We start from the raw sequence: 20,112 nt of genomic DNA on the forward strand, positions 1-20,112 counted from the left end.
CCCGTGCAGCAACGCTGTGGTCTCAACAAGTTCAAACATCGTCATTCGGAGAGCGCGATTGCTGGCCGCTAAGTGGGGCGAGCAGACGATATTTGCCTAACCGCCAGCCAAACTCCGACCTCACACTTGCGGGCTCACACAGAGGCTAAGTGCGCCATCAGATCTAGTTGACTTGGTTGGCTGTCGCCAGTAACTGGCGGCCCCACCAGTAGGCGGGGCCGCCAGCCAGGCTGTGCCTTCACCACGCCAACTAACTTGTCGCTTGTGCCAACTAACTCGTGAACTCGCAACGAACTGAGCAATGCTCAGATACGAGGCGGTTTTTGCTCAGAAACCGCCAAATTGCTCAGTTACGTCGGGGTCTCACAAGAACCTAGAAGTCCCAGTCCTCATCTTCGGTGTTGACGGCCTTGCCGATCACGTAGCTCGAACCCGAACCCGAGAAGAAGTCGTGGTTCTCGTCCGCGTTCGGGGACAGCGCCGAGAGGATGGCCGGATTCACGTCGGTGACGGACGCCGGGAACATGGCCTCGTAGCCCAGGTTCATCAGCGCCTTGTTGGCGTTGTAGTGCAGGAACTTCTTGACGTCCTCGGCCAGGCCGACGGAGTCGTAGAGGTCGTGCGTGTACTGGACTTCGTTCTCGTACAGCTCGAAGAGCAGCTCGAACGTGTAGTCCTTGATCTCCTGGCGCTTCTCCTCGGAGACCTTCTCCAGGCCCTTCTGGAACTTGTAGCCGATGTAGTAGCCGTGCACGGCCTCGTCGCGGATGATCAGGCGGATGAGGTCTGCCGTGTTCGTCAGCTTGGCCCGTGAGGACCAGTACATCGGCAGGTAGAAGCCCGAGTAGAACAGGAAGCTCTCCAGCAGCGTGGAAGCCACCTTGCGCTTCAGCGGATCGTCGCCCTGGTAGTAATCCATGACTATCTGCGCCTTCTTCTGAAGGTTCGCGTTCTCGGTGGACCAGCGGAACGCCTCGTCGATCTCCTTCGTGGAGGCCAGCGTGGAGAAGATGGAGGAGTAGCTCTTGGCGTGCACGGACTCCATGAAGGCAATGTTCGTGTACACGGCTTCTTCATGCGGCGTGATCGCATCCGGAATCAGCGAGACGGCGCCGACGGTGCCCTGGATGGTGTCCAGCAGGGTCAGTCCGGTGAACACGCGCATGGTGAGCTGCTGCTCGTCAGGGGTCAGTGTTGCCCAGGACTGGACGTCGTTGGACAGCGGGATCTTCTCCGGCAGCCAGAAGTTGTTGACGAGGCGGTTCCAGACATCCACGTCCTTGTCGTCCTGGATACGGTTCCAGTTGATCGCCTCGACGTGGCTAAGCAGCTTGACCTTTTCGGTCATGTCATCCCCTAAACGTTGGGTTGTTCTTGAAGTTAAGCGTACGACGGCGGGCGGGCGCCCGCCGTCGTACTGTCACGATTTAGTTGAAGATTAGAGCATGCAGCTGACGCAGCCGTCCACCTCGGTCCCTTCCAGCGCGAGCTGGCGGAGACGGATGTAGTAGATGGTCTTGATGCCCTTTTTCCAGGCGTAGATCTGCGCCTTGTTGATGTCGCGCGTCGTGGCGGTGTCCTTGAAGAACAACGTCAGGGACAGGCCCTGGTCCACGTGCTGCGTAGCAGCGGCGTAGGTGTCGATGACCTTCTCGTAGCCGATCTCGTACGCGTCCTGGTAGTACTCCAGGTTGTCGTTCGTCAGGTACGGCGCCGGGTAGTACACGCGGCCCAGCTTGCCTTCCTTGCGGATCTCGATCTTTGACGCCACCGGGTGGATCGAGGAGGTGGAGTTGTTGATGTAGCTGATCGAGCCCGTCGGCGGGACGGCCTGCAGGTTCTGGTTGTAGATGCCGTGCTCCATGACGGAAGCCTTCAACTCGCGCCAGTCATCCTGCGTGGGGATGTGGATGTTCTTGAACAGCTCCGCGACCTTCTCGGTCTGCGGCACCCACTCCTGCTCCGTGTACTTGTCGAAGAACTCGCCCGAGGCATACTTGGACTTCTCGAAGCCGCCGAACGTCTGACCCGTCTGAATGGCCAGCTTATTGGAGGCGCGCACCGCGTGGTACACCACCGAGTAGAAGTAGATGTTGGTGAAGTCCAGGCCCTCTTCGGAACCGTAGTGGACCCGCTCACGTGCCAGGTAGCCGTGCAGGTTCATCTGGCCGAGGCCGATGGCGTGGCTCTGGTCGTTGCCGCGGGCGATGGACGGCACCGAGGTGATGTTGGACATGTCCGAAACAGCCGAGAGCGAGCGGATGGCCGTCTCGATGGTCAGGCCGAAGTCCGGGGAATCCATGGTCTTCGCGATGTTCAGCGAGCCCAGGTTGCAGGAGATGTCCTTGCCGGTCTGGTCGTAGGACAGGTCATCGTGGTACGTGGTGGGCTGCGAGACCTGGAGGATCTCGGAGCACAGGTTCGACATGATGATCTTGCCGTCGATCGGGTTTTCCCGGTTTACGGTGTCCTCGAACATGATGTACGGGTAGCCGGATTCGAACTGGATCTCCGCGAGGGTCTGGAAGAACTCGCGCGCCTTGATCTTGGTCTTCTTGATCCGGGAATCGTCCACCATCTCGTAGTACTTCTCGGTGACCGAGACGTCGGAGAACGGCATGCCGTAGACCTTTTCGACGTCGTACGGGGAGAACAGGTACATGTCCTCGTCCCGCTTGGCCAGCTCGAAGGTGATGTCCGGGATGACAACGCCGAGCGAGAGGGTCTTGATGCGGATCTTTTCGTCCGCGTTTTCCCGCTTGGTGTCCAGGAACCGGTAGATGTCGGGGTGGTGGGCGTGCAGGTACACGGCGCCGGCACCCTGGCGGGCACCGAGCTGGTTGGCGTAGGAGAAGCTGTCCTCGAGGAGCTTCATCACGGGGATGACGCCGGAGGACTGGTTTTCGATCTGCTTGATCGGCGCGCCGACTTCGCGGATGTTGGTCAGCGCGAACGCCACGCCGCCGCCGCGCTTGGACAGCTGCAGGGCGGAGTTGATGGACCGGCCGATCGACTCCATGTTGTCTTCGATGCGGAGCAGGAAGCAGGAGACCAGCTCGCCGCGCTGCTTCTTGCCGGCGTTCAGGAACGTGGGCGTGGCCGGCTGGAAGCGGCCCTCGATGATCTCGTCAACCATCTGCAGGGCGAGCTGCTCGTCGCCGCGGGCCAGGTGCAGGGCAACCATGCACACGCGGTCCTCGTAGCGCTCCAGGAAGCGCTTGCCGTCAAAGGTCTTCAGCGTGTAGGACGTGTAGAACTTGAAGGCGCCCAGGAAGGTCTCGAAGCGGAACTTCTTCTTGTACGCGCGGTTGAAGAGCTCGCGGATGAAGTTCATCGTGTACTGGTCGAGGGTCTCGCGCTCGTAGTACTGGTTCTTCACCAGGTAGTCGAGCTTCTCTTCCAGGTCGTGGAAGAACACGGTGTTGTTGTTCACGTGCTGCAGGAAGTACTGGTGTGCGGCCTCGCGGTCCGCCTCGAACTGGATTTCACCGTTCGGTCCGTACAGGTTCAGCATGGCGTTCAGCTCGTGGTAGCCCAGGCCCTTGTAGGCGGCGGGCAGCGGCGGCTTCTCTGCGGTCTTCTCGACGGCGGGCATGGTTACTTCTGTGTCTGCGACAGTAGTGTCCAAAACTTGTCCAATCCTTGATTTACCAGGCGGACGTCTTCAGGCGTCCCCATGAGTTCGAAGCGGTAGAGGTGCGGTATCTGGCATTTGAAGGCGATGATGTCGCCCGCCATGCAGAAGTTGTCCCCGAAATTTGTGTTTCCTGCGCTGATCACTCCGCGGATCAGTGTCCTGTTCTGCGGGTTGTTGAGGAACCGGATGACCTGTTTTGGCACCGAGCCCTCACCGCCGGTCCCGCCGTAGGTGGGAACCACCAGGACGAAGGGCTCGGAGGCCACGAGTTCAGCTTCTCGCTGATGCAGGGGAATCCTGGCCGCATCCCGGCCGAGCTTCTCCACGAAGCGCCGGGTGTTCTCGGAGGCGGAGGAAAAGTAGATGAGGTGACTGGATGTCCGTGTCATCGGCGTCGTATTCGCAGCATCCGCTGCGAGCGGCGCATCGGCAAGTGCCGGCGCTGCCATGGGAGTCACCTCATCTACGTAAAGTTCTGTGCCGGAAGCGGCGGTGAAGCCTGGGCTAGGCCACGGATGCGGCAGCGCTCAGCGCCAGCTCTTCGATCTTGTCCGGGCGGAAGCCTGACCAGTGGTCCTGGTCCGTGACCACGACGGGGGCCTGCATGTAGCCGAGGGCCTTCAGCCGCTCAAGGGCGTCCGCGTCCTGGGAGATGTCGACGCTCTGGTAGGTGATGCCCTTCTTGTCCAGCGCGCGGTACGTTGCGTTGCACTGAACACAGGCCGGCTTCGTGTAAACCGTAACGGTCATGGTTCCTGTCCCCTTTGTTGAAGTCACTGCTTTTTGAAGTCTCTTGTCCATCGTTGCGGTAGACACTGCCCGGAACTGAAACCCCTCATCCGCGCCGGTCCTGCGTCCCGCTCAATCTGTATGTCGATACTACATGTAGTGCACGGCCCCGATGCGGACCCCAAGATGATGTATTACAAGTATGTCATTTAATGCACCGTTAATCCACAGGCAGGGTGGTCAAAAATGTCCGGGATTCAGCTGTTTTCGCGGACGAAATCCACACCCTGTGGAGTAGTTAGCCACAATTAAACGTCCCGCGTGTCGCCCGGTGGACGGCGTGTCGCGACGGTGCGGCGGGCGTGTCGGAAGGCACACAAAAGGGGCCCTGAATGAAGATTCAGGGCCCCGATGTGATGAACGGAACTAGATGTGGTGCTTTGTCGCTGCGTGGTCCAGGACGATCTGCTGGACGTCGAGGTAGCCCGTCTCGAAGCCTGCCCGGGAGTAGCAGAGGTAGAACAGCCACATCCGCTGGAAGATCGCGTCGAAGCCCATGGCCGCCACCTCGTCGGCGCTGGACATGAACCGTTCCTCCCAGAGGCGCAGGGTCTGCGCATAGTGCTCGCCCATGGCCAGGCGTTCCCGGACCCGGAGTCCGGTCTGCTTCTCGGTGATTTCCTCGATGGCCCGGACAGACGGGATGACGCCGCCGGGGAAGATGTACTTGTGCACCCACGTGTAGCTGGTCCGGGTGGCGATCAGCCGGTCGTGCGCGATGGTGATGGCCTGGATGGCCACCTTCCCGCCGGGGGCCAGGACGCGTTCGATCGTCTGGAAGTACGTGGCCCAGTACTCGTAGCCGACGGCTTCGATCATTTCCACCGAGACGACGGCGTCGTACTCGCCTTCCACCGCACGGTAGTCCTTGAGTTCAATGGTGACGGCGTCGGCGTAGCCGGCCTCGGCCACTCGCTGGCGGGCGAGCTCCTGCTGTTCGCTGGACAGCGTGACCGAGTAGACCGTCGCTCCGCGGGCTGCCGCACGAAGCGCGAGCTCGCCCCAGCCGGTGCCGATTTCCAGCACACGCGTCCCCTCGCGTACGCCGGCCTTGTCCAGCAGCCGGTCGATCTTGGCCTGCTGCGCCTCGGCGAAACCGTCCCAGGCAACGTGCCGAAGGGCGTCGCCGCTCTCCGGGAAAAGGGCGCTGGAGTAGGTCATGGTGCTGTCCAGGAAGGACGCAAAGAGCTCGTTGGAGAGGTCGTAGTGCCGCGAGATGTTGGACCGCGTGTTCTGCTCCGTGTTGCGTTCCCTGCGCGGCTGGCGCGGCAGGTAGAGGGCCCGCAGTTTCTGCAGCGGCTCGGGCACCAGCGTGCCGACGCGGGCAGCGAAGACCTCCATCACTGCGGTGAGGTCATCGGCGTCCCAGTCGCCGGCCATATAGGACTCACCCAGGCCGATGAGTCCGCCGTCGCCGAGCCGGGCAGCGAACGCTTCGGGACGGTTCATGGTCATCACCGGGTAGGGGCGGCCGGACGCCTCTGCCGCGCCGGGGGCCGCCTTTCCCAGAACGGTCCCGTCGGGGTAGCGGACCTCGAGCGGAAGCCGCCGAACCGCTGCCTTGAAGATGGCGTCGGCAGCCCGGCCGGCAACCCTCGCCTTGAGCGACGAGGGCACCGTGGCAATGCTCGGCCAGATGTCGGCGTCAACCACTGCGGGCGGCTGGGGAACGGTGTAGGGCACTGCGGAGCCAGCGGCGAGGCCGGCGCGGGCGTGGGCGGAACGCTCGTTCGCAGGCTGTCCTGCTGCGGATCCGGTAGCTTCGGTAAGGGTCACTGGACTGCCTCCTGTGAGGGGTGGTGTGGTCGTTTGATGATGGGCAGCCGACGTGCCCAGAGCTTTATGCCCTGCCAGCGGATCTGCGCGGCTACACGCAGCGGTGCCAGGGGCACGGCGAGCGCAGCGGAGAGAATGTTCGGCAGGGAGGCGTCGTGGCGTTCGCCGTCGACGGTCGCGATGAAGGGCTTCTGCCCTTCGCGCTCCAGAACAATGGACACCGCAAGCCGCTCCCCCGGTTCCGGGAGCTTCATCCGGTACTGGCCTTCGACGTCGTTGAAGGGGGAAACATAGAACGCCTTGGGCACGCTGGCCCTTCCTGCGTCGTCCGTTTCGAGCAGATAGCAGTGCCGTTCACCGTAGGTGTTGTGCACTTCGGCAACAACGCACCGCAGGTTCCCGACGGCATCGTGGCACCAGAACAGGCTGAGCGGGTTGAACACGTGGCCGAACACCCGGGCGCTGGCAAGCATGGTGATCCGGCCGCCGTCGGGCTCTATCCCCCGGGTCCGCAGGAACCTCTCCACGTTGCCGCGGAGCGAGCCTTCCGCGTCGCCGAGGTGATCCGAGGCACGGAAATCGGCGAGCAGCCGGAGCGGCCACGGCAGTGACGGAAGCCGGTCGACGTCGACAAACCAGCTGTAGCTGCGGTACGTGAACGCATTGTGCAGCGGCGTGCGGCGCACGTGCGCGATGGAGGTGCGGTAGATGGCCGCCTGGGTGTTCATCAGGCGCCCTCCGCGGCGACGCCCGCCAGTGCGGGACCGGAAACGCCGGCCGGCTGTTCCCAGTCCCGGCCGAGCCGGGCGGCGGCCTTGACCCCGGAGAGTGCTCCGTCCTCGTGGAAACCCCAGCCATGGTACGCGCCGGCAAAGGCAAGGCGCCCGTCCCCCAGTGCGAGGACCTGCTGCTGGGCCCGGAGCGAACCGGGGGTGTACTGCGGGTGTTCGTAGACCATCCGGTCCAGGACGGTGCCGTCGGCGATGAGTTCGGACTCACCGAGGCTCACGATGTAGCGCCCGCCGTCAGCGGGCTCGAGGCGCTGCAGGCGCGTCATGTCGTAGCTGACCAGCACCTTGTCCGGACGTGCATCGCAGGACGGCAGCCGGTAGTTCCAGGACGCCTGCGCGTTGGCGCTGGCAGGCAGCACTGCTTCGTCGCGGTGGAACAGCGTCTGGTTGACCGAGTAGGGCATTCCGCCGAGCGCCTCCTCCTCCGCAGGCGAAGCATCGGCGAGCATGCGCAGCGCCTGCGCGGGATGCGTGGCAATCACGACGGCGTCAAAGGTTTCCGTACCGTGCGGGGTGGTCAGTTCAACGCCCTCCCCGTCGCGTCGCACCGCCGTGACCGGACTGGACAGCCGGATGTCGGGCAGCGTGGCCGCCAGCTTGTCCACGTAGGTGCGCGAGCCGCCCTTGACCGTCCGCCACTGCGGGGAGCCGGAAACTCCGAGCAGGCCGTGGTGGGCCAGGAAGGTAAACAGATAGCGGGCCGGATAAGCCAGCGCAGTGGTGGGGTCGCAGGACCAGACGGCGCTCACCACGGGGGTCATGAAGTGCGAGATGAAGTAGCTGCTGAACTTTTCGCGGGCGAGGAACTCCCCCAGCGTCAGTTCCGGGTCCGTGTTGCCGGATGAGTCACCCGAGGCGGCGGTGCCGGACGCTGCCAGCAGGGCGCGGGCACGGCGGTGGAAACGCGTTACTTCCAGCAGCATCAGCAGGTACCTGCCGCGCAGCAGGGTGGAGGGCCGCGGGATAATGCCGCGCCCCTTGGCGCGGGCACCGGCATATTCGAGGCCGCAGCCGTCGCAGCGGACCGACATGCTCATCTCGGAGTCCTGCGTCTCCACCCCCAGCTCCGCGAAGAGCCGCAGGAGAGTCGGGTAAGTGCGTTCGTTATGCACGATGAAACCTGTGTCCACGCCCAGGACCGGGCCGCCGGCCTGCGGGACGTCGTGGGTGTGGGCATGGCCGCCCAGCCGGGAGTCGGCCTCGAACAGGGTCACGTTGTCCCGCCGGTTCAGGACATAGGCTGCGGTCAGCCCTGCCACGCCGCTGCCAATGACGGCTACCCGCCGGCCGTCCGGAATCGTTGCTGCTTGCGACACTGATCTACTCCTGTTGGCTTCGCCTGAATCGTCCTGATGAATCGTCTTATGGGCAATTCGTCACCGAAGGGCGCCCGGATGACTGCGAATTTCAGCCGGGCGCCTTGACGCGATTCTTCCCCATGGACACGTCCCGTCAGCGGCGACATTCCGGGGCCGCGGGGCGATATGCCACAATGAAGCGGGATTTCCGAGGCGAAGGACAACCATTGATCAACCCTGTTCACCTGCGGACCCTCGTGGAGGTCACCCGCCTGGGTTCGTTCGCGGCCGCCGCCAACCGGCTGGGCTACACGGCGTCGGCTGTTTCCCAGCAAATGTCCGCCCTGGAGCGGGACACCGGCGTGGACCTCTTCCAGCGTTCAGCCCGGAGCATCCAGCCCACCGAAGCCGCCCTGGTGATGACGCGGCATGCCGCCAAGGTCCTGACGGACATCGAGGCCCTGATGGCCGCTGCCTCCCGGACGCACGACGCCACCCACCAGGAACTGAGGCTCGGCATCTTCCCCAGCCTGGCAACCTATGTGCTTCCCCGGATCCTGCAGAACTCGAAGTGGAAGGACCTGGGCATCGACCTCAGGGTGTCCGTGGCGGAGCCGTCCCAGACCATCCAGGGGCTCCGCACCGGCGGCGAACTCGATGTTGCCCTGGTCTACCAGGTGGGCCAGTCCGGCCTGGCGTGGCCCCACACCGTGAACCGGCAGTGGATCGGCGACGACGAATTCCGCGTGGTGCTGCCCGCGGCCTGGGGTTTCCGCGCCGACGCCAAGGTGGCGGCGGACCACCTCTCCGACATGCCGTGGATTGTCCATCACCCGGGCACCAGCGACGCCACGGTTATTGAACGCCTGTTCGCCAGCTGCAACCTGCACCCGCGAGTGGTGGCTTATAGCGACGACTTCCACGCGAGCCTGGAAATGGCAGCCGCGGGCCTGGGTGCCGCGCTCGTGCCGGAGCTGGCCCTTCGGCACCGGCCGGCCGGGGTGGTGGTCCTCGATGTTCCGGAGATCAGGCTTGCCCGCAACGTGTTTGCCCTGCTGATCAACGACAAGCAGACGGCACGCGTCCAGCTCTTCGTCGAACTGTTGGCCGACACCCTGCACAGCCTGGGAGCCACGCGCTAGGATTCGCGGGCCCGGAAGCGGCGGGCCTTGGAACGCAGGATTTTCGGAAGCCCCGGCGCCCGCCCGGCGAACGACATCAGGGTGGTCACGAGTTTGTCCTTCGCCTTGCCGTAGGGCGGATAGGCAAGCCCGAAAGTGTCCGGCCATAGCGGCTTGTCCAGGCTGGCCCGCTCGTGCGAGAACGTCCGCACGGAATGTTCGCCGTGATAAGCCCCCATGCCGCTGCCGCCGACCCCGCCGAACGGGAGTCCCGGGACCGAGACGTGCGCGGCCGGCGCCCCGTACGCAAGCGCACCCGATGAGGTTTCGGCAGCGAAGGAACTGCGGACTCTGTCATCGGCGCTGAATACATAAACCGCCAGCGGCTTGGGGTCGGCATTGATCATCCGGATGGCCTCGTCCTGTCCTGACACAGCCACCAGTGGCAGGAGCGGGCCGAAGATTTCCTCGCCCAGGATTGCGTCCCCGGGGGCTGGCCGCAGGAGGGTGGGCGCAAAGTAGCGGCTGCCGGGGTCCCGCTGGCCGCCGTGGACCACGGTGCTGCTGTCGGCCAGCTCAGCGAGCCGCTCGAAGTGCCGGTCATCAACGATCCGGCCGTAGGAAGCGCTGCCCGCAGGATCCTCGCCGAACATGGAGGTTATGGCGTCCACGATCAGCGGTTGGAGGGCGTCCAGTATTTCGGGTGCTGCCAGCACATAGTCCGGAGCCACACATGTCTGGCCGGCGTTCACGAACCGGCCCCAGGCAATGCGCCGTGCAGTGGTGGCCAGGTCGGCGGTTTCGTCCACGAAGGCCGGGCACCGGCCGCCCAGTTCCAGGGTCACGGGAGTCAGGTGCTCGGCTGCAGCCCGCATGACGACACGGGCCGCTGCCTGCCCGCCGGTGAAGAAGATGTGGTCGAAACGCTCCGCCAGCAGCGCGGTGGTTTCCGGGATACCGCCGGTCACCACCTCCGCGGCGCCGTCGAGGTATTCAGGCACCCAGCGGGCCAGGGCCGCCGACGTGGCGGGGGCATGCTCGCTGGGCTTGACCACCACGGTGTTGCCGGCCGCCAGTGCTCCGGCCAGGGGTGCGAGGGTCAGCTGGACCGGGTAGTTCCAGGTCCCGATCACCAGCACCACACCAAGCGGAGTCAGCTCGGTCCACGCCCGCGCGGGTTGCAGGACAACAGGCACGGCCACCGGGCGGGGCCGGATCCACGCCGCCAGGTGCCGTTCCAGGTGGGCGGCTTCCGCGGTCACAAAGGCAATTTCGGTCATCACGGACTCGGTCCGGTGCTTCCCCAGGTCGCTGGACAGTGCAGCGATGAAATCCTCACGCCGTTCCGTGAGCATCCTGCGCAGGTTGCCGAGTTGTTCGAGGCGCCACGCCAGCGGGCGGGTCACCCCGCTGTCGAAGAGCTCGCGGGATCGGGCGACGGCGGCGGCAGTGTGCATCCGATCAATGTACCCGCGCCGGGATGCAGCCGGGTTGCAGCGCGGGGATACAGTCCCAGAAAAAATCCCGGATGCTGGAATGGACTGCCCGAGAGGGCTATGTTGAAGATATGAACAAGGTAGCGAGCCGGCACTTTGGTGAAATCGAGCTCAACCACGGCCGGGACCACAACATCGCAGCGAAGCATGAACTGGGCGGCCAGCCGGTAGAGCTGGACTTGAACATCAATGCCCACGACCACTTCGACGAGGCGGCCATGCACAAGGTTGACTACCGGCTGCGGTACCTGCCCGAGCTAGTGGACCAGGTCCGGGACATGATCGCCGAGGAACTGGAGCAGGAGGGCACCAGCCCCCAGGAGTACCGGCACTTCCACTGCAACGCCATCAAGGACGAGCATCTCAGGAAGGTGTTCGGCGTGGAGGACAAGAGCCAACTGACCAATGCCGTGTTCCTGAAGGCGCTGAAACTTGGCCACGTGGGCATCTACCCCGGCCAGCCCGAACGATACTTCGTCCTGGATTTCACCTTGGGCGAGCACTTCACCGACGAAGTCCTGGTGGCGTCCGCTGACGAGGACGGTGTGGTGGACGACGAGATCGTCTGGGAGTCGTAAAGCGCTGCATCGACTGCTCCGCAACGGCCCTTATGAACCGTCAAAACGGCGGTTGCTCAGCAATCGATAGGTAAAGCACGACGGCGGCCGGTCACCTGTGGTGACCGGCCGCCGTCGTGCGTTGTGCGGTGGTTGAGCCGGCGAAGCCCTACTTGGCTGCCTGCAGCAGTTCCGCGCGGACCGTCTTGGTGGCCGTGACCAGATTGCGCAGGGACTCTTCGGTCTCGGCGTAGCCGCGGGTCTTCAGGCCACAGTCCGGGTTGACCCAGAGCTGGCGGGACGGAACGTGCTTCACGGCGGTGCTGAGCAGCTCGGTGACTTCCTGCTCACCCGGGACGCGCGGCGAGTGGATGTCGTAGACGCCCGGGCCAACACCGCGGCCGAAGCCGTGGGACTCGAGGTCGTGGACAACCTCCATGCGTGAACGTGCGGCCTCGATCGAGGTGACGTCAGCATCCAGGCCGTCGATCGCGTCGATGATGGCGCCGAACTCGGAGTAGCACAGGTGGGTGTGGATCTGCGTGGCGTCGGCAGCACCGGCGGTGGCCAGGCGGAACGAGTTCACGGACCAGTCCAGGTAGGCAGCCTGGTCGGCCTTGCGCAGGGGCAGGAGTTCGCGCAGTGCGGGTTCGTCCACCTGGATGACCTTGATGCCGGCCGCTTCGAGGTCGGCGATCTCGTCGCGCAGCGCCAGTCCCACCTGGTTGGCGGTCTCGCCCAGCGGCTGGTCATCGCGGACGAAGGACCAGGCCAGGATGGTGACCGGACCGGTGAGCATGCCCTTCATCGGCTTGCTGGTCAGCGACTGGGCGTATTCGGCCCAGGCCACCGTGATGGGGGCGCTGCGGGTGACGTCGCCCCAGAGGATGGACGGACGCGTGCAGCGTGAGCCGTAGGACTGGACCCAGCCGTGGACCGTAACGTCGAAGCCTTCAAGGTTCTCGGCGAAGTACTGGACCATGTCGTTGCGCTCGGGCTCGCCGTGCACCAGGACGTCATAACCGAGCTCTTCCTGCAGCTCCACGACGCGCTTGATCTCGTCCTTCATGAGCTGCTCGTACTGCTCGTTGGTGAGGTCGCCCTTGTTGTTGCGGGCGCGGGCCGAACGGATTTCGGAGGTCTGCGGGAAGGAACCGATGGTGGTGGTCGGCAGCGGCGGCAGGTGCAGTGCCTCTTCCTGGGCGGCTTCGCGGACCGAGTACTCGGAGCGGTTGAAGTCGGCCGGGGTCAGGGCGGCGGTGCGCGCACGGACGTCGGCGCGCTGCACGCCCTCGGCGGCGGCGCGGGAGGCGATGATGCGGGTAGCCTCGTCGATGGCCCGCTGCACTGAGCTTGTTTCAACACCGGCAGCGTCGCTCAGCAGGCCGGCGAGGGTGGCAACCTCAACGGCCTTCTGGTCGGCGAACGCCAGCCAGCTGCGGAGCTGCGCGGACAGCTGGGCTTCTTCCTCGACGTCGTGCGGCACGTGCTGCGTGGAGGTGGAGGTGCTGATGGCGAGCTTGGCCACGGACTTCTTCAGTTCAGCGATCTTCTCCGCAGAGGCGGCGAGATCGTTGCGCCAGATGTTGTGGCCGTCCACGACGCCGGCAACCAGGGTCTTGTTGCCCAGTGCGGCGAGTGCCGCTGCGGACGGAACGGCGCCCTTGAAGACGTCGATGTGCAGCGCGTCGATGTTGGTGGCGGCCAGGGTGCCGAGCTGGCCGTTCAGTGCGCCGTACGGCGTGGAGACGAACAGCTGCGGGCGCTGGGCCACAGCGGACAGGACCTCGTAGGAGCGGGCGACGGCGGCCTGGATTTCCTCGGCGGAGGTGTCCTGGTCGACAACGAGGGCGGGCTCGTCGAGCTGGACCCAGCTGGCACCTGCGGCGGCCAGCTTCTCAAGTAGCGCGGTGTAGACCGGCAGGACGTCCTCAAGGCGGGACAGCGGGCTGAAGCCGGCCGGGGCGTCGTCGGAAGCCTTGCTCAGCAGCAGGAAGGTGACCGGACCCACGATGTACGGGCGGGTCTCCACACCGTTGGCGAGGGCGTATTCGAATTCCTCGACGATGCGGTTGGAGGTCAGCGCAAAGTTGGTCTCCGGGCCGATCTCCGGAACCAGGTAGTGGTAGTTGGTGTCGAACCACTTGGTCATTTCCAGCGGCTGTTCGTCCTTGTTACCGCGGGCCAGCGTGAAATAGCCGTCGATATCCAGCTGCCCCTCGGCGTTGAGGAGGTTGCCGAAACGGGCCGGGACAGCGCCGAGGTGGGCGACGGCGTCGAGGACCTGGTCATAGTAGGAGAAGGTGCCCGGAACAGCGGCGGCTTCGGTCAGGCCCAGGCCCTGCAGGCGCTTGGCGGTGCCCAGCTGGATTTCCTTGGCAGCGGCGTCCAAGGCGGCGGCGTCGATCTTGCCGGCCCAGTAGGCTTCGACGGCCTTCTTCAGTTCGCGGCGGCGGCCGATGCGCGGGTAGCCCAGGATCGAGGCGGCGGGGAAGGGAGTGGTCACGGCCGGGGTGTTCTGCTCAGTCATGTGAAAGTCCTTGGATGTGTTGGTGAAAGGCATGGGTGTATTACGGCTGGGAGTTTTGGTGCAGGGGCCAGTTTTGGCGGGCGGAGCTGACGGTTGGGACCGGCTTCTAGCTCGCCATTTCCTGGTGGCGGCGCGCAATGGCATTGAGCCTGCTCGCCGGACGGACGGGGCGGGGCAGCGCCAGCTTGTCCAGGACCTCGAGCGCGCAGGCGTGCTCGTTGAAGGTGTACAAGTGGATTCCCGGCGCGCCGGCGTCCAGGGCGGCATTGGCCAGGTCCACTGTTGCCCGGACCCCGATCAGCCGTCGTTCGGCGTCGGTGTCCGCAGCGGCCAGCCGCGCCATGAGTTCCGGAGCGGGTTCGACGCCGGTCAGCTCGCCCAGGCGGTTGAGCCGGCGCACGCTGGTCAGGGGCATCACACCCGGAATGATGGGGATGGTGACCCCCGCACGGCGGGCCCTCGTGATGAGGTCGGCGTACTGCTCGGTGTGGAAGAACACCTGCGTGATGGCGAAGTCCGCACCGGAGCGCTGCTTGGCCAGCAGCACCTCGACGTCGTGGGCTTCCGTGGGTGACTCAGGGTGCCGGGTGGGGTACGCGGCAACGCCGACCGCCACCTTGCCGGCACAGAGCAGCGCTGAACGGCGCTGCTCCACGCGGCGGATCAGTTCGATCAGGTCCTGGGCGTACCGCAGCGAGCCGCTGGCAGGCGTTCCGCCATCCTTGGGCTGGTCACCACGGAGGGCCAGGATCCCGCGGACGCCGACGTCGAGCAGTTCACCGATGATCTCGGAGAGTTCCTCCGGTGTGTTGCCCACGCAGGTCAGGTGGGCCAGCGGGCGGAGGGTCGTTTCCAGCAGGAGCCGGTTGATGAGTTCGACGGCGGTGTCCCGGTTGGAGCCGCTGGCGCCGTACGTCACGGAAACGTAGTCCGGGTCCGTGGCTTCCAGTTCGCCAATGGTGGTCCAGAGCGACGCGGCGGCAGCCGCCGAACGCGGCGGGAACAGCTCATAGGAAAGAGCCACCGGAGCGGTGTCGGAGAGATTCGGATGTGTGTCAATAAGGCTAGGTGGAGACATTTGCGTCCTTGGCTTTGGGCCATTGCCGGCATGTGCACCTTGGTCCAGGGGACCTCGGAGACGCAGAACCGTCAATGAATTTGAGTTTGGGAACACGGAGTGAACTTCGGCAGGGCGCAGCCGCGACTGTTACGCCTGATAAGAAGTTGTCCGTGAGCAAATGTCAGGCCCACATGGGGGCACCCACACCCTCCTGGCGGAGGATCGCTGACACGTTACCTCGGTAACTTGTATAAGACTCTAGGGCCCGGCCCGAAGGGGTTCAAGCTGGCCCCCGAATTAAGACGCACCTTTACGCTCTGTTGCGCCGCCGCGTAGAACATTGTTCGCCGAAAGGCCGCAAATTGACTGTAGCCCCTGTCCTACCCGTCCAGCGTGCTCCTAGCATGGCTTAAAGAGCAGGTAAGGAGGCTTCGTCCATGACCGGCTTCGGACCCCCGCGGCACCTGACGGCCTCAGAGCAGGCGACGTGATCCCGCTTGGCAGGGGTCCGGACTGGCCGGTCGCCGCCCTTGACCACGAGCACCACATGGTGCTGGAACCTGTGCCGGAACGCGTCAGCTGGTGTTTCGCCCTGAACCCGGACACGAACGGCACCCGGCTGGTAAGCCGCGTGCGGATCAGGATCTACACCCCCAACCGTCCTGTGGTTTCTTGCACCCCTCATCGATCTGGCCTGGTTCATCATGGAGCGCAGAATGCTCCTGGGCATATGCCCCAGCGTGCAGAGAGGCTGGAAACTACCAAAGCCCGCGAACAACGGTGAAGATCACCAGGGCCTGTCCGTGCCGCTCCCGGCATCGTTGTTACCCAGGTATTCGTCCCGTTGCCTGCCGCCGTTTCGTTCCCGCTGCGCGGACTTGGCCGACTCCTCGAGCTTGTCCAGCTGGCTCTGCTGCGGTTCCGGATCGGGCTGCGGCTGCTTGTCTGCGCCGTTCCCGGTTTCAGCGTCGGGCCCCGCGGCGCCAAGCTTTTCCGCTTTGGATTGCAGCCGTTCTTCCGCGCCGCGGAGCCGGTCACCCTCGCCGTCTGCGCCGTTGGCGCTGTCCTGGCTTTCGTCCGGGTTGAAGCAACCCTGCGGAGCCGCCCTGATGACCTCCAGGCCTTCGTCATACAGGCGGGACGCATCAGCGGCCGACTGCGCGGACTTGGCGGCATCGGCGGGCCTGGCGGCGTCGGCTGCCGCCGTTTCCGCGTCCGCCAGCCGTTCAACGCTGAGGACCAGGTTGACGCGCACCTTGCACTCATCGGCTGGCGCAGCGTCAGCAAGGGATGCTTCAAAGAGTTTGCGGGCACCGCTGAAATCCCCGCTGAGCACCAGGGCGTCGCCTGCGGCAAAGGGCGCCTTGTGCTGCTCCACCACGTTGGCAATGCCCAGGCCGGACGCCGCGGAAGCCGCGCCGGCCTGGTCGCCGCGGCCGAATGACGCCGCCGCTTCGCTGCCCAGATAGCCGACGCTCAGAAGCTTGACAGCGAGCGCCACGGCAACCAGCACGGGCGCTGCGGATAGCAGCAGCAACCTGCGCCTCCGGTGCTTGTCGCGGCCCGGCACGGCTGACGGGCTCTTTTCGGGGTTCATCGGCCGAACTCCGTTCTTCCGGGCCGGAGTTGCTTCAACTGGCGGAGCACGCGGATGCTTTCCCACAGCGCAAGGATGAACGCAGCCAGTGCCGGGGCCCAGTAGAGCTCCGTCCTTCCCTCGAGTGACTCCGAGGTCTCGTGGAGCGCGCCGGGCCTGGCCGCCTGCATCATCGGGGCCGTCCCGTCCCCGGCCGCGCGGTGGAGGTAGGGCACGCCAAGCTGTGACGCCACTTCCCGGAGGGTGTCCTCGTCGATTCGGGACACGGCGTCCCCGGCGTTGCCGGCACTGCGGTCCTGGATGTAGGCGGCGGTACCCTCGGACGAATAGCTGGATTTTTCCTTCATCCGTCCGCCTTGCCCGGTGCCGTAACCAAGCACCGCGCCGCCGTTGACCAGCGAGCCTTCAACGCGCATCGGCTCCGGCGACTTGCCGCTGGTCTGTTCGCCGTCGCCGAGGTAGTACACAATCCGCGCCCGCTCAGGGTGGCTGTCCCTGGCAGCCTTGAGCCGCTCGTTGAGGACAGTCCCGGCCACAGTGACGCTGCTGCCCGTCGAATACTGGGTGATCTGGGGTTCCAACACGCCGGTGAGGGTGTTGAGGGCTGACGTGTCCGTGGTCAGCGGCATCCGGACCACCGCCTGGGAGTCGAACGTGATCAGGGAAAACCTTGCACCGGCCAGCTCCCCTGCGATGGCCATGATGTCCTTCCGGACGCCGTCGAGCCTGGGGCTGCCGTTTCCGTAGTCTTCGGCCGCGATGCTGCTGGTGGTGTCGACGACGAAAAAGACATTCAGGTCGGCGGCTGCTGACCGGACGCTGCCGCCGGGCACCCCCGGCCGGAGCGCCGCCAGCAGCAGCAGTGCCATGAGGCCGGCGGGCAGCAGCAGGCCGTGGAGTACTGCTCCAGGCTGCCGGCTCCGGACGGCCGTCCACCCCAGGACAACGACGAGCCCGGCAAGAGCGGGAAGCATGATCCACCACGGCCAGATGGGTTGGAAGGTCACGACCTCAGCCTCCAGGTGGCGCCTGCCAGGACCAGGCCGGAGACCAGGGCGATGCCCAGCGGGATCTCGGCGCGGTCCGAAACGACGGCCTGCGGGGCGGCGGTAAAGGCGGTGGCCTCCGTCGATTGAACCTTGCGGATGATATCCGCGACCGCGTCCGGACTGTCCAGGGGGTAGTAGGCCCCGCCTGTCCCCTCTGCGGCCGCACGCAGCTCGGCACCGGGTTGATCGGGGTCCGTTCCGTAGTCGAAGTCCCCCGGGTTGAGGGCGTAGACCCGCACGTCCTTTTTTCTGGCCAGCGCTGCCGCTTCGGTCAAGGTGAAGATGGGTTCGCCCGAGACGAAGTTGTCGGTGGCCAGGACGACGGAACGGGACCGCTCCTCCGAACCGCCGCTTCCGTCCGCGCCTCCCCCGTCAGTTGCCGGGAAGCCCTGCACGCATGAGGCCAGGCCGTCCCCGATCAGGGAGGATCCGGCACCGTTCCACGTGCCGTCCAGGAATCCGGCGCTGCCGGGCGCGCCGTCAAATGCCTCCCTGGCGGCCTGCAGTTGTTCCTGCACGAAGTCGTAGTCGTCCGTCAAGGGGAAGACCTGCACCGCGCTGCTGTCGAAGACGGTCAGGCCCAGCCGTTCGCCGTCGAATCCCTGGGCCAGGCGGGCGAAGACCTCCACGACCGCCGCGTCGGCGCTGCTCATGGATCCGGAGGCGTCAAGGCACAGGATGATGTCGCGGTTGCGTTGCTCGGGACTGATGGTGCTGCGCCCGGCCGGCCTGGCCGCGGCCACCAGGGCTGCAGTCATCAGGACTCCCCCGGCGATGGCAGCCACCGTGAGCCAGCGGCGATGGCGACGCACTGCCGCCTGGTACTCCGGCAGTTCGGTGAGCCGGTGGCCGTGGGCCACCGGACGCAGGGTGGCTTGGCGGCCCTGTTCCCGTTTCCGGGCCAGCCAATATGTCCCCGCACCAAGGAGCAGGGCGGCCGGAATCATCCACCAGAAGATCAGTTCCATGTCCGGACCACCTCCCGGGCCGTTTCCGCGGCAGCCGCGACAGGGTCCCGGGGTTCAGGGGCGCGGGGTTCAGGGGCGGAGGGTTCAGGGGCGCCGGGTTCTGGGCCTTCAGGGCCGAATTCCGCGGGATAGAGGCTGCTGACGGCCAGGGCGGCGGCGGGAATGTTCTGTTCGCGGAGCTCGGCCAGGGTCATCCGCGGGGCGTCGATGCCGGCAATGTCGCGGACAAAGCTCCTGATGAGCAGGCTGAGCTCCTGGTGCGAGGCGCGCGCGGACAGCCTGCCTGTGGCGGCCGCGGCTGCCACCGCGTCAATCCGGCGCAGGTAGTCCCGTTTGAGTCCGGACGGATCCGACGGCGGCCCGGAGGCGGGAGCCGTTATTGAGCTGTCTTGTTGCCGGGTGCTCAGGAAGACGTATGCAAGCCAGGCGGCGGCGAGCACCAGCAGGACCAGACCCGCCCACGCCAACCAGGGGCTGTAGCTCAAAGGAGCGTAGAACCCTGCGTCATTTTCCACGGCGGTGCCGTTCCAGCAGGGTGAACACCGCGGGCATCACGTCATGGCTGCTGCCTGCCTGGACGTGGGCAATGCCCAGCCGCCGCAGCACGGATTCCCGGGCCGCATCCCGCTGCTCCTGTGCCGCCGCATAGGCGCGGATCACAGTATCAGATGCCGCGAGGCGGGCGGGCAGGAGGCCGGCGTCCGCAACATCGTAGCGGTCGGCAGGCAGGCCGGCCGTTTGTGCCCCCGCCGCTTCCGTTCGGGCCGGCTGTAGCCCGGCAGGGCCGGCCCCCGCCAGCTGTGCGTCGCGTACCGTCAGCCAGAGAACCTCATGCTGGGCGCGCAGACGGCGCAGCAACCGCTCCATCCCGGCATCCGGCACCACTTCGTCGGCCACCACGAAGAGCAGCATGCGCTGGCCGAAGTTGCGTGCCACGTAGGAGAGCTGCTCGCCGATGCTGCTGCGGGGCGAGGTCAGTGCCGTGCTGTCGTTGACTGCGCGGAGGAGCCTTTCCAGGTGCGCTTCACCGGCTTTCGCGGGCAGGGACCGGGACGAGGACTCGTCACCGCACACCAGCCCCACCACGTCGCCGTGACGGTGGGCCAGGTAGCCCACCACCCCCAGGGCCATCACGGCAACGTCCTTCTTCGCTTCGCCGCCGAGCGAGGAAGCAGCCATATTGCGTCCGGTATCCGTCACCAGCAGCACCGTCTGCCGCCGCACGGCAACATAGCGCTTGATGAGCGGGGATCCGTGCCGGGCGGAAGCCTTCCAGTCGATGTCGCGGACTTCGTCTCCGGGAAGGTAGGCCCGGAGGTCGTCAAAGTCGAGGCTGCGGCCTTTGAAGACGGAACCGTATTCGCCGTCGAGCATTCCCCGGGCTTTGCGGTGGGCGAAGATGGACATCTTCGATTTCACCCGGGTCAGGAGGCTGGACACAGG

17 protein-coding genes are annotated in these 20,112 nt (G+C 65.5%); 2 read left to right on the top strand and 15 right to left on the bottom strand.

Annotated elements, in window-relative coordinates:
- Positions 1-373: 373 nt before the first annotated feature.
- From nrdF to PV761_RS09260, 7 genes are all read right to left on the bottom strand, one after another.
- Positions 374-1,348 (bottom strand): class 1b ribonucleoside-diphosphate reductase subunit beta, encoded by a 975-nt coding sequence (gene nrdF, locus PV761_RS09230; protein WP_028269034.1) that lies wholly within the window; start codon positions 1,346-1,348, stop codon positions 374-376.
- 90 nt (positions 1,349-1,438) lie between these two features.
- Entirely contained in the window at positions 1,439-3,595 is a 2,157-nt protein-coding gene (gene nrdE / locus PV761_RS09235) for a class 1b ribonucleoside-diphosphate reductase subunit alpha (RefSeq protein ID WP_197024877.1), read from the bottom strand.
- A 2-nt stretch (positions 3,596-3,597) separates the two neighbouring features.
- The gene (nrdI, locus tag PV761_RS09240) at positions 3,598-4,026 is read right to left on the bottom strand and encodes a class Ib ribonucleoside-diphosphate reductase assembly flavoprotein NrdI (RefSeq protein WP_051628681.1); all 429 of its coding nucleotides are present in this window, start codon (positions 4,024-4,026) and stop codon (positions 3,598-3,600) included.
- Between the two features lie 115 nt (positions 4,027-4,141).
- Positions 4,142-4,387, bottom strand: coding sequence for a glutaredoxin-like protein NrdH (gene nrdH, locus PV761_RS09245; RefSeq protein WP_011692201.1), 246 nt, complete (start codon positions 4,385-4,387; stop codon positions 4,142-4,144).
- 405 nt (positions 4,388-4,792) lie between these two features.
- On the bottom strand, positions 4,793-6,202 hold the full coding sequence (locus PV761_RS09250; RefSeq protein WP_347896121.1) for a class I SAM-dependent methyltransferase: 1,410 nt from the start codon (positions 6,200-6,202) through the stop codon (positions 4,793-4,795).
- Complete coding sequence (locus tag PV761_RS09255) at positions 6,199-6,930, bottom strand: DUF1365 domain-containing protein (protein ID WP_028269030.1); 732 nt, start codon at positions 6,928-6,930, stop codon at positions 6,199-6,201. The genes PV761_RS09250 and PV761_RS09255 overlap by 4 nt, the downstream gene beginning before the upstream one ends.
- The gene (locus PV761_RS09260; protein WP_043437312.1) at positions 6,930-8,309 is read right to left on the bottom strand and encodes an FAD-dependent oxidoreductase; all 1,380 of its coding nucleotides are present in this window, start codon (positions 8,307-8,309) and stop codon (positions 6,930-6,932) included. Before PV761_RS09260 ends, PV761_RS09255 begins: the two co-directional genes overlap by 1 nt.
- Positions 8,310-8,518: 209 nt before the next feature.
- Between PV761_RS09260 and PV761_RS09265 the strand changes: the two genes are divergently transcribed.
- Positions 8,519-9,433, top strand: coding sequence for a LysR family transcriptional regulator (locus tag PV761_RS09265; RefSeq protein WP_347896124.1), 915 nt, complete (start codon positions 8,519-8,521; stop codon positions 9,431-9,433).
- On the opposite strand, the gene PV761_RS09270 is transcribed toward PV761_RS09265, so the two are convergent.
- Entirely contained in the window at positions 9,430-10,869 is a 1,440-nt protein-coding gene (locus PV761_RS09270) for an aldehyde dehydrogenase family protein (RefSeq protein WP_347896126.1), read from the bottom strand. The genes PV761_RS09265 and PV761_RS09270 overlap by 4 nt on opposite strands.
- A gap of 110 nt (positions 10,870-10,979) precedes the next feature.
- On the opposite strand from PV761_RS09270, the gene PV761_RS09275 reads away from it, so the two are divergent.
- Positions 10,980-11,486, top strand: a complete 507-nt coding sequence (locus PV761_RS09275) for a DUF2004 domain-containing protein (RefSeq protein WP_347896128.1) — start codon at positions 10,980-10,982, stop codon at positions 11,484-11,486.
- A 148-nt stretch (positions 11,487-11,634) separates the two neighbouring features.
- Here PV761_RS09275 and metE read toward each other — a convergent pair whose 3' ends face one another.
- The 7 genes from metE to PV761_RS09310 form a co-directional block, all read right to left on the bottom strand.
- A complete protein-coding gene (metE, locus tag PV761_RS09280) occupies positions 11,635-13,995 on the bottom strand; it encodes a 5-methyltetrahydropteroyltriglutamate--homocysteine S-methyltransferase (RefSeq protein ID WP_347896130.1) in 2,361 nt (786 codons plus the stop codon).
- A 106-nt stretch (positions 13,996-14,101) separates the two neighbouring features.
- Positions 14,102-15,073 (bottom strand): methylenetetrahydrofolate reductase, encoded by a 972-nt coding sequence (locus PV761_RS09285; protein ID WP_028269026.1) that lies wholly within the window; start codon positions 15,071-15,073, stop codon positions 14,102-14,104.
- Between the two features lie 769 nt (positions 15,074-15,842).
- The gene (locus PV761_RS09290; protein ID WP_347896132.1) at positions 15,843-16,652 is read right to left on the bottom strand and encodes a hypothetical protein; all 810 of its coding nucleotides are present in this window, start codon (positions 16,650-16,652) and stop codon (positions 15,843-15,845) included.
- Complete coding sequence (locus PV761_RS09295; protein ID WP_347896134.1) at positions 16,649-17,659, bottom strand: vWA domain-containing protein; 1,011 nt, start codon at positions 17,657-17,659, stop codon at positions 16,649-16,651. The genes PV761_RS09290 and PV761_RS09295 overlap by 4 nt, the downstream gene beginning before the upstream one ends.
- Positions 17,656-18,669, bottom strand: coding sequence for a VWA domain-containing protein (locus tag PV761_RS09300; protein ID WP_347896136.1), 1,014 nt, complete (start codon positions 18,667-18,669; stop codon positions 17,656-17,658). Before PV761_RS09300 ends, PV761_RS09295 begins: the two co-directional genes overlap by 4 nt.
- Entirely contained in the window at positions 18,660-19,184 is a 525-nt protein-coding gene (locus PV761_RS09305; protein ID WP_347896138.1) for a hypothetical protein, read from the bottom strand. Before PV761_RS09305 ends, PV761_RS09300 begins: the two co-directional genes overlap by 10 nt.
- Positions 19,174-20,109, bottom strand: a complete 936-nt coding sequence (locus PV761_RS09310) for a DUF58 domain-containing protein (RefSeq protein ID WP_347896140.1) — start codon at positions 20,107-20,109, stop codon at positions 19,174-19,176. Before PV761_RS09310 ends, PV761_RS09305 begins: the two co-directional genes overlap by 11 nt.
- Positions 20,110-20,112: the final 3 nt, after the last annotated feature.

It is taken from the genome of Arthrobacter sp. CC3, from assembly GCF_039907775.1.
GTDB lineage: Bacteria > Actinomycetota > Actinomycetes > Actinomycetales > Micrococcaceae > Arthrobacter.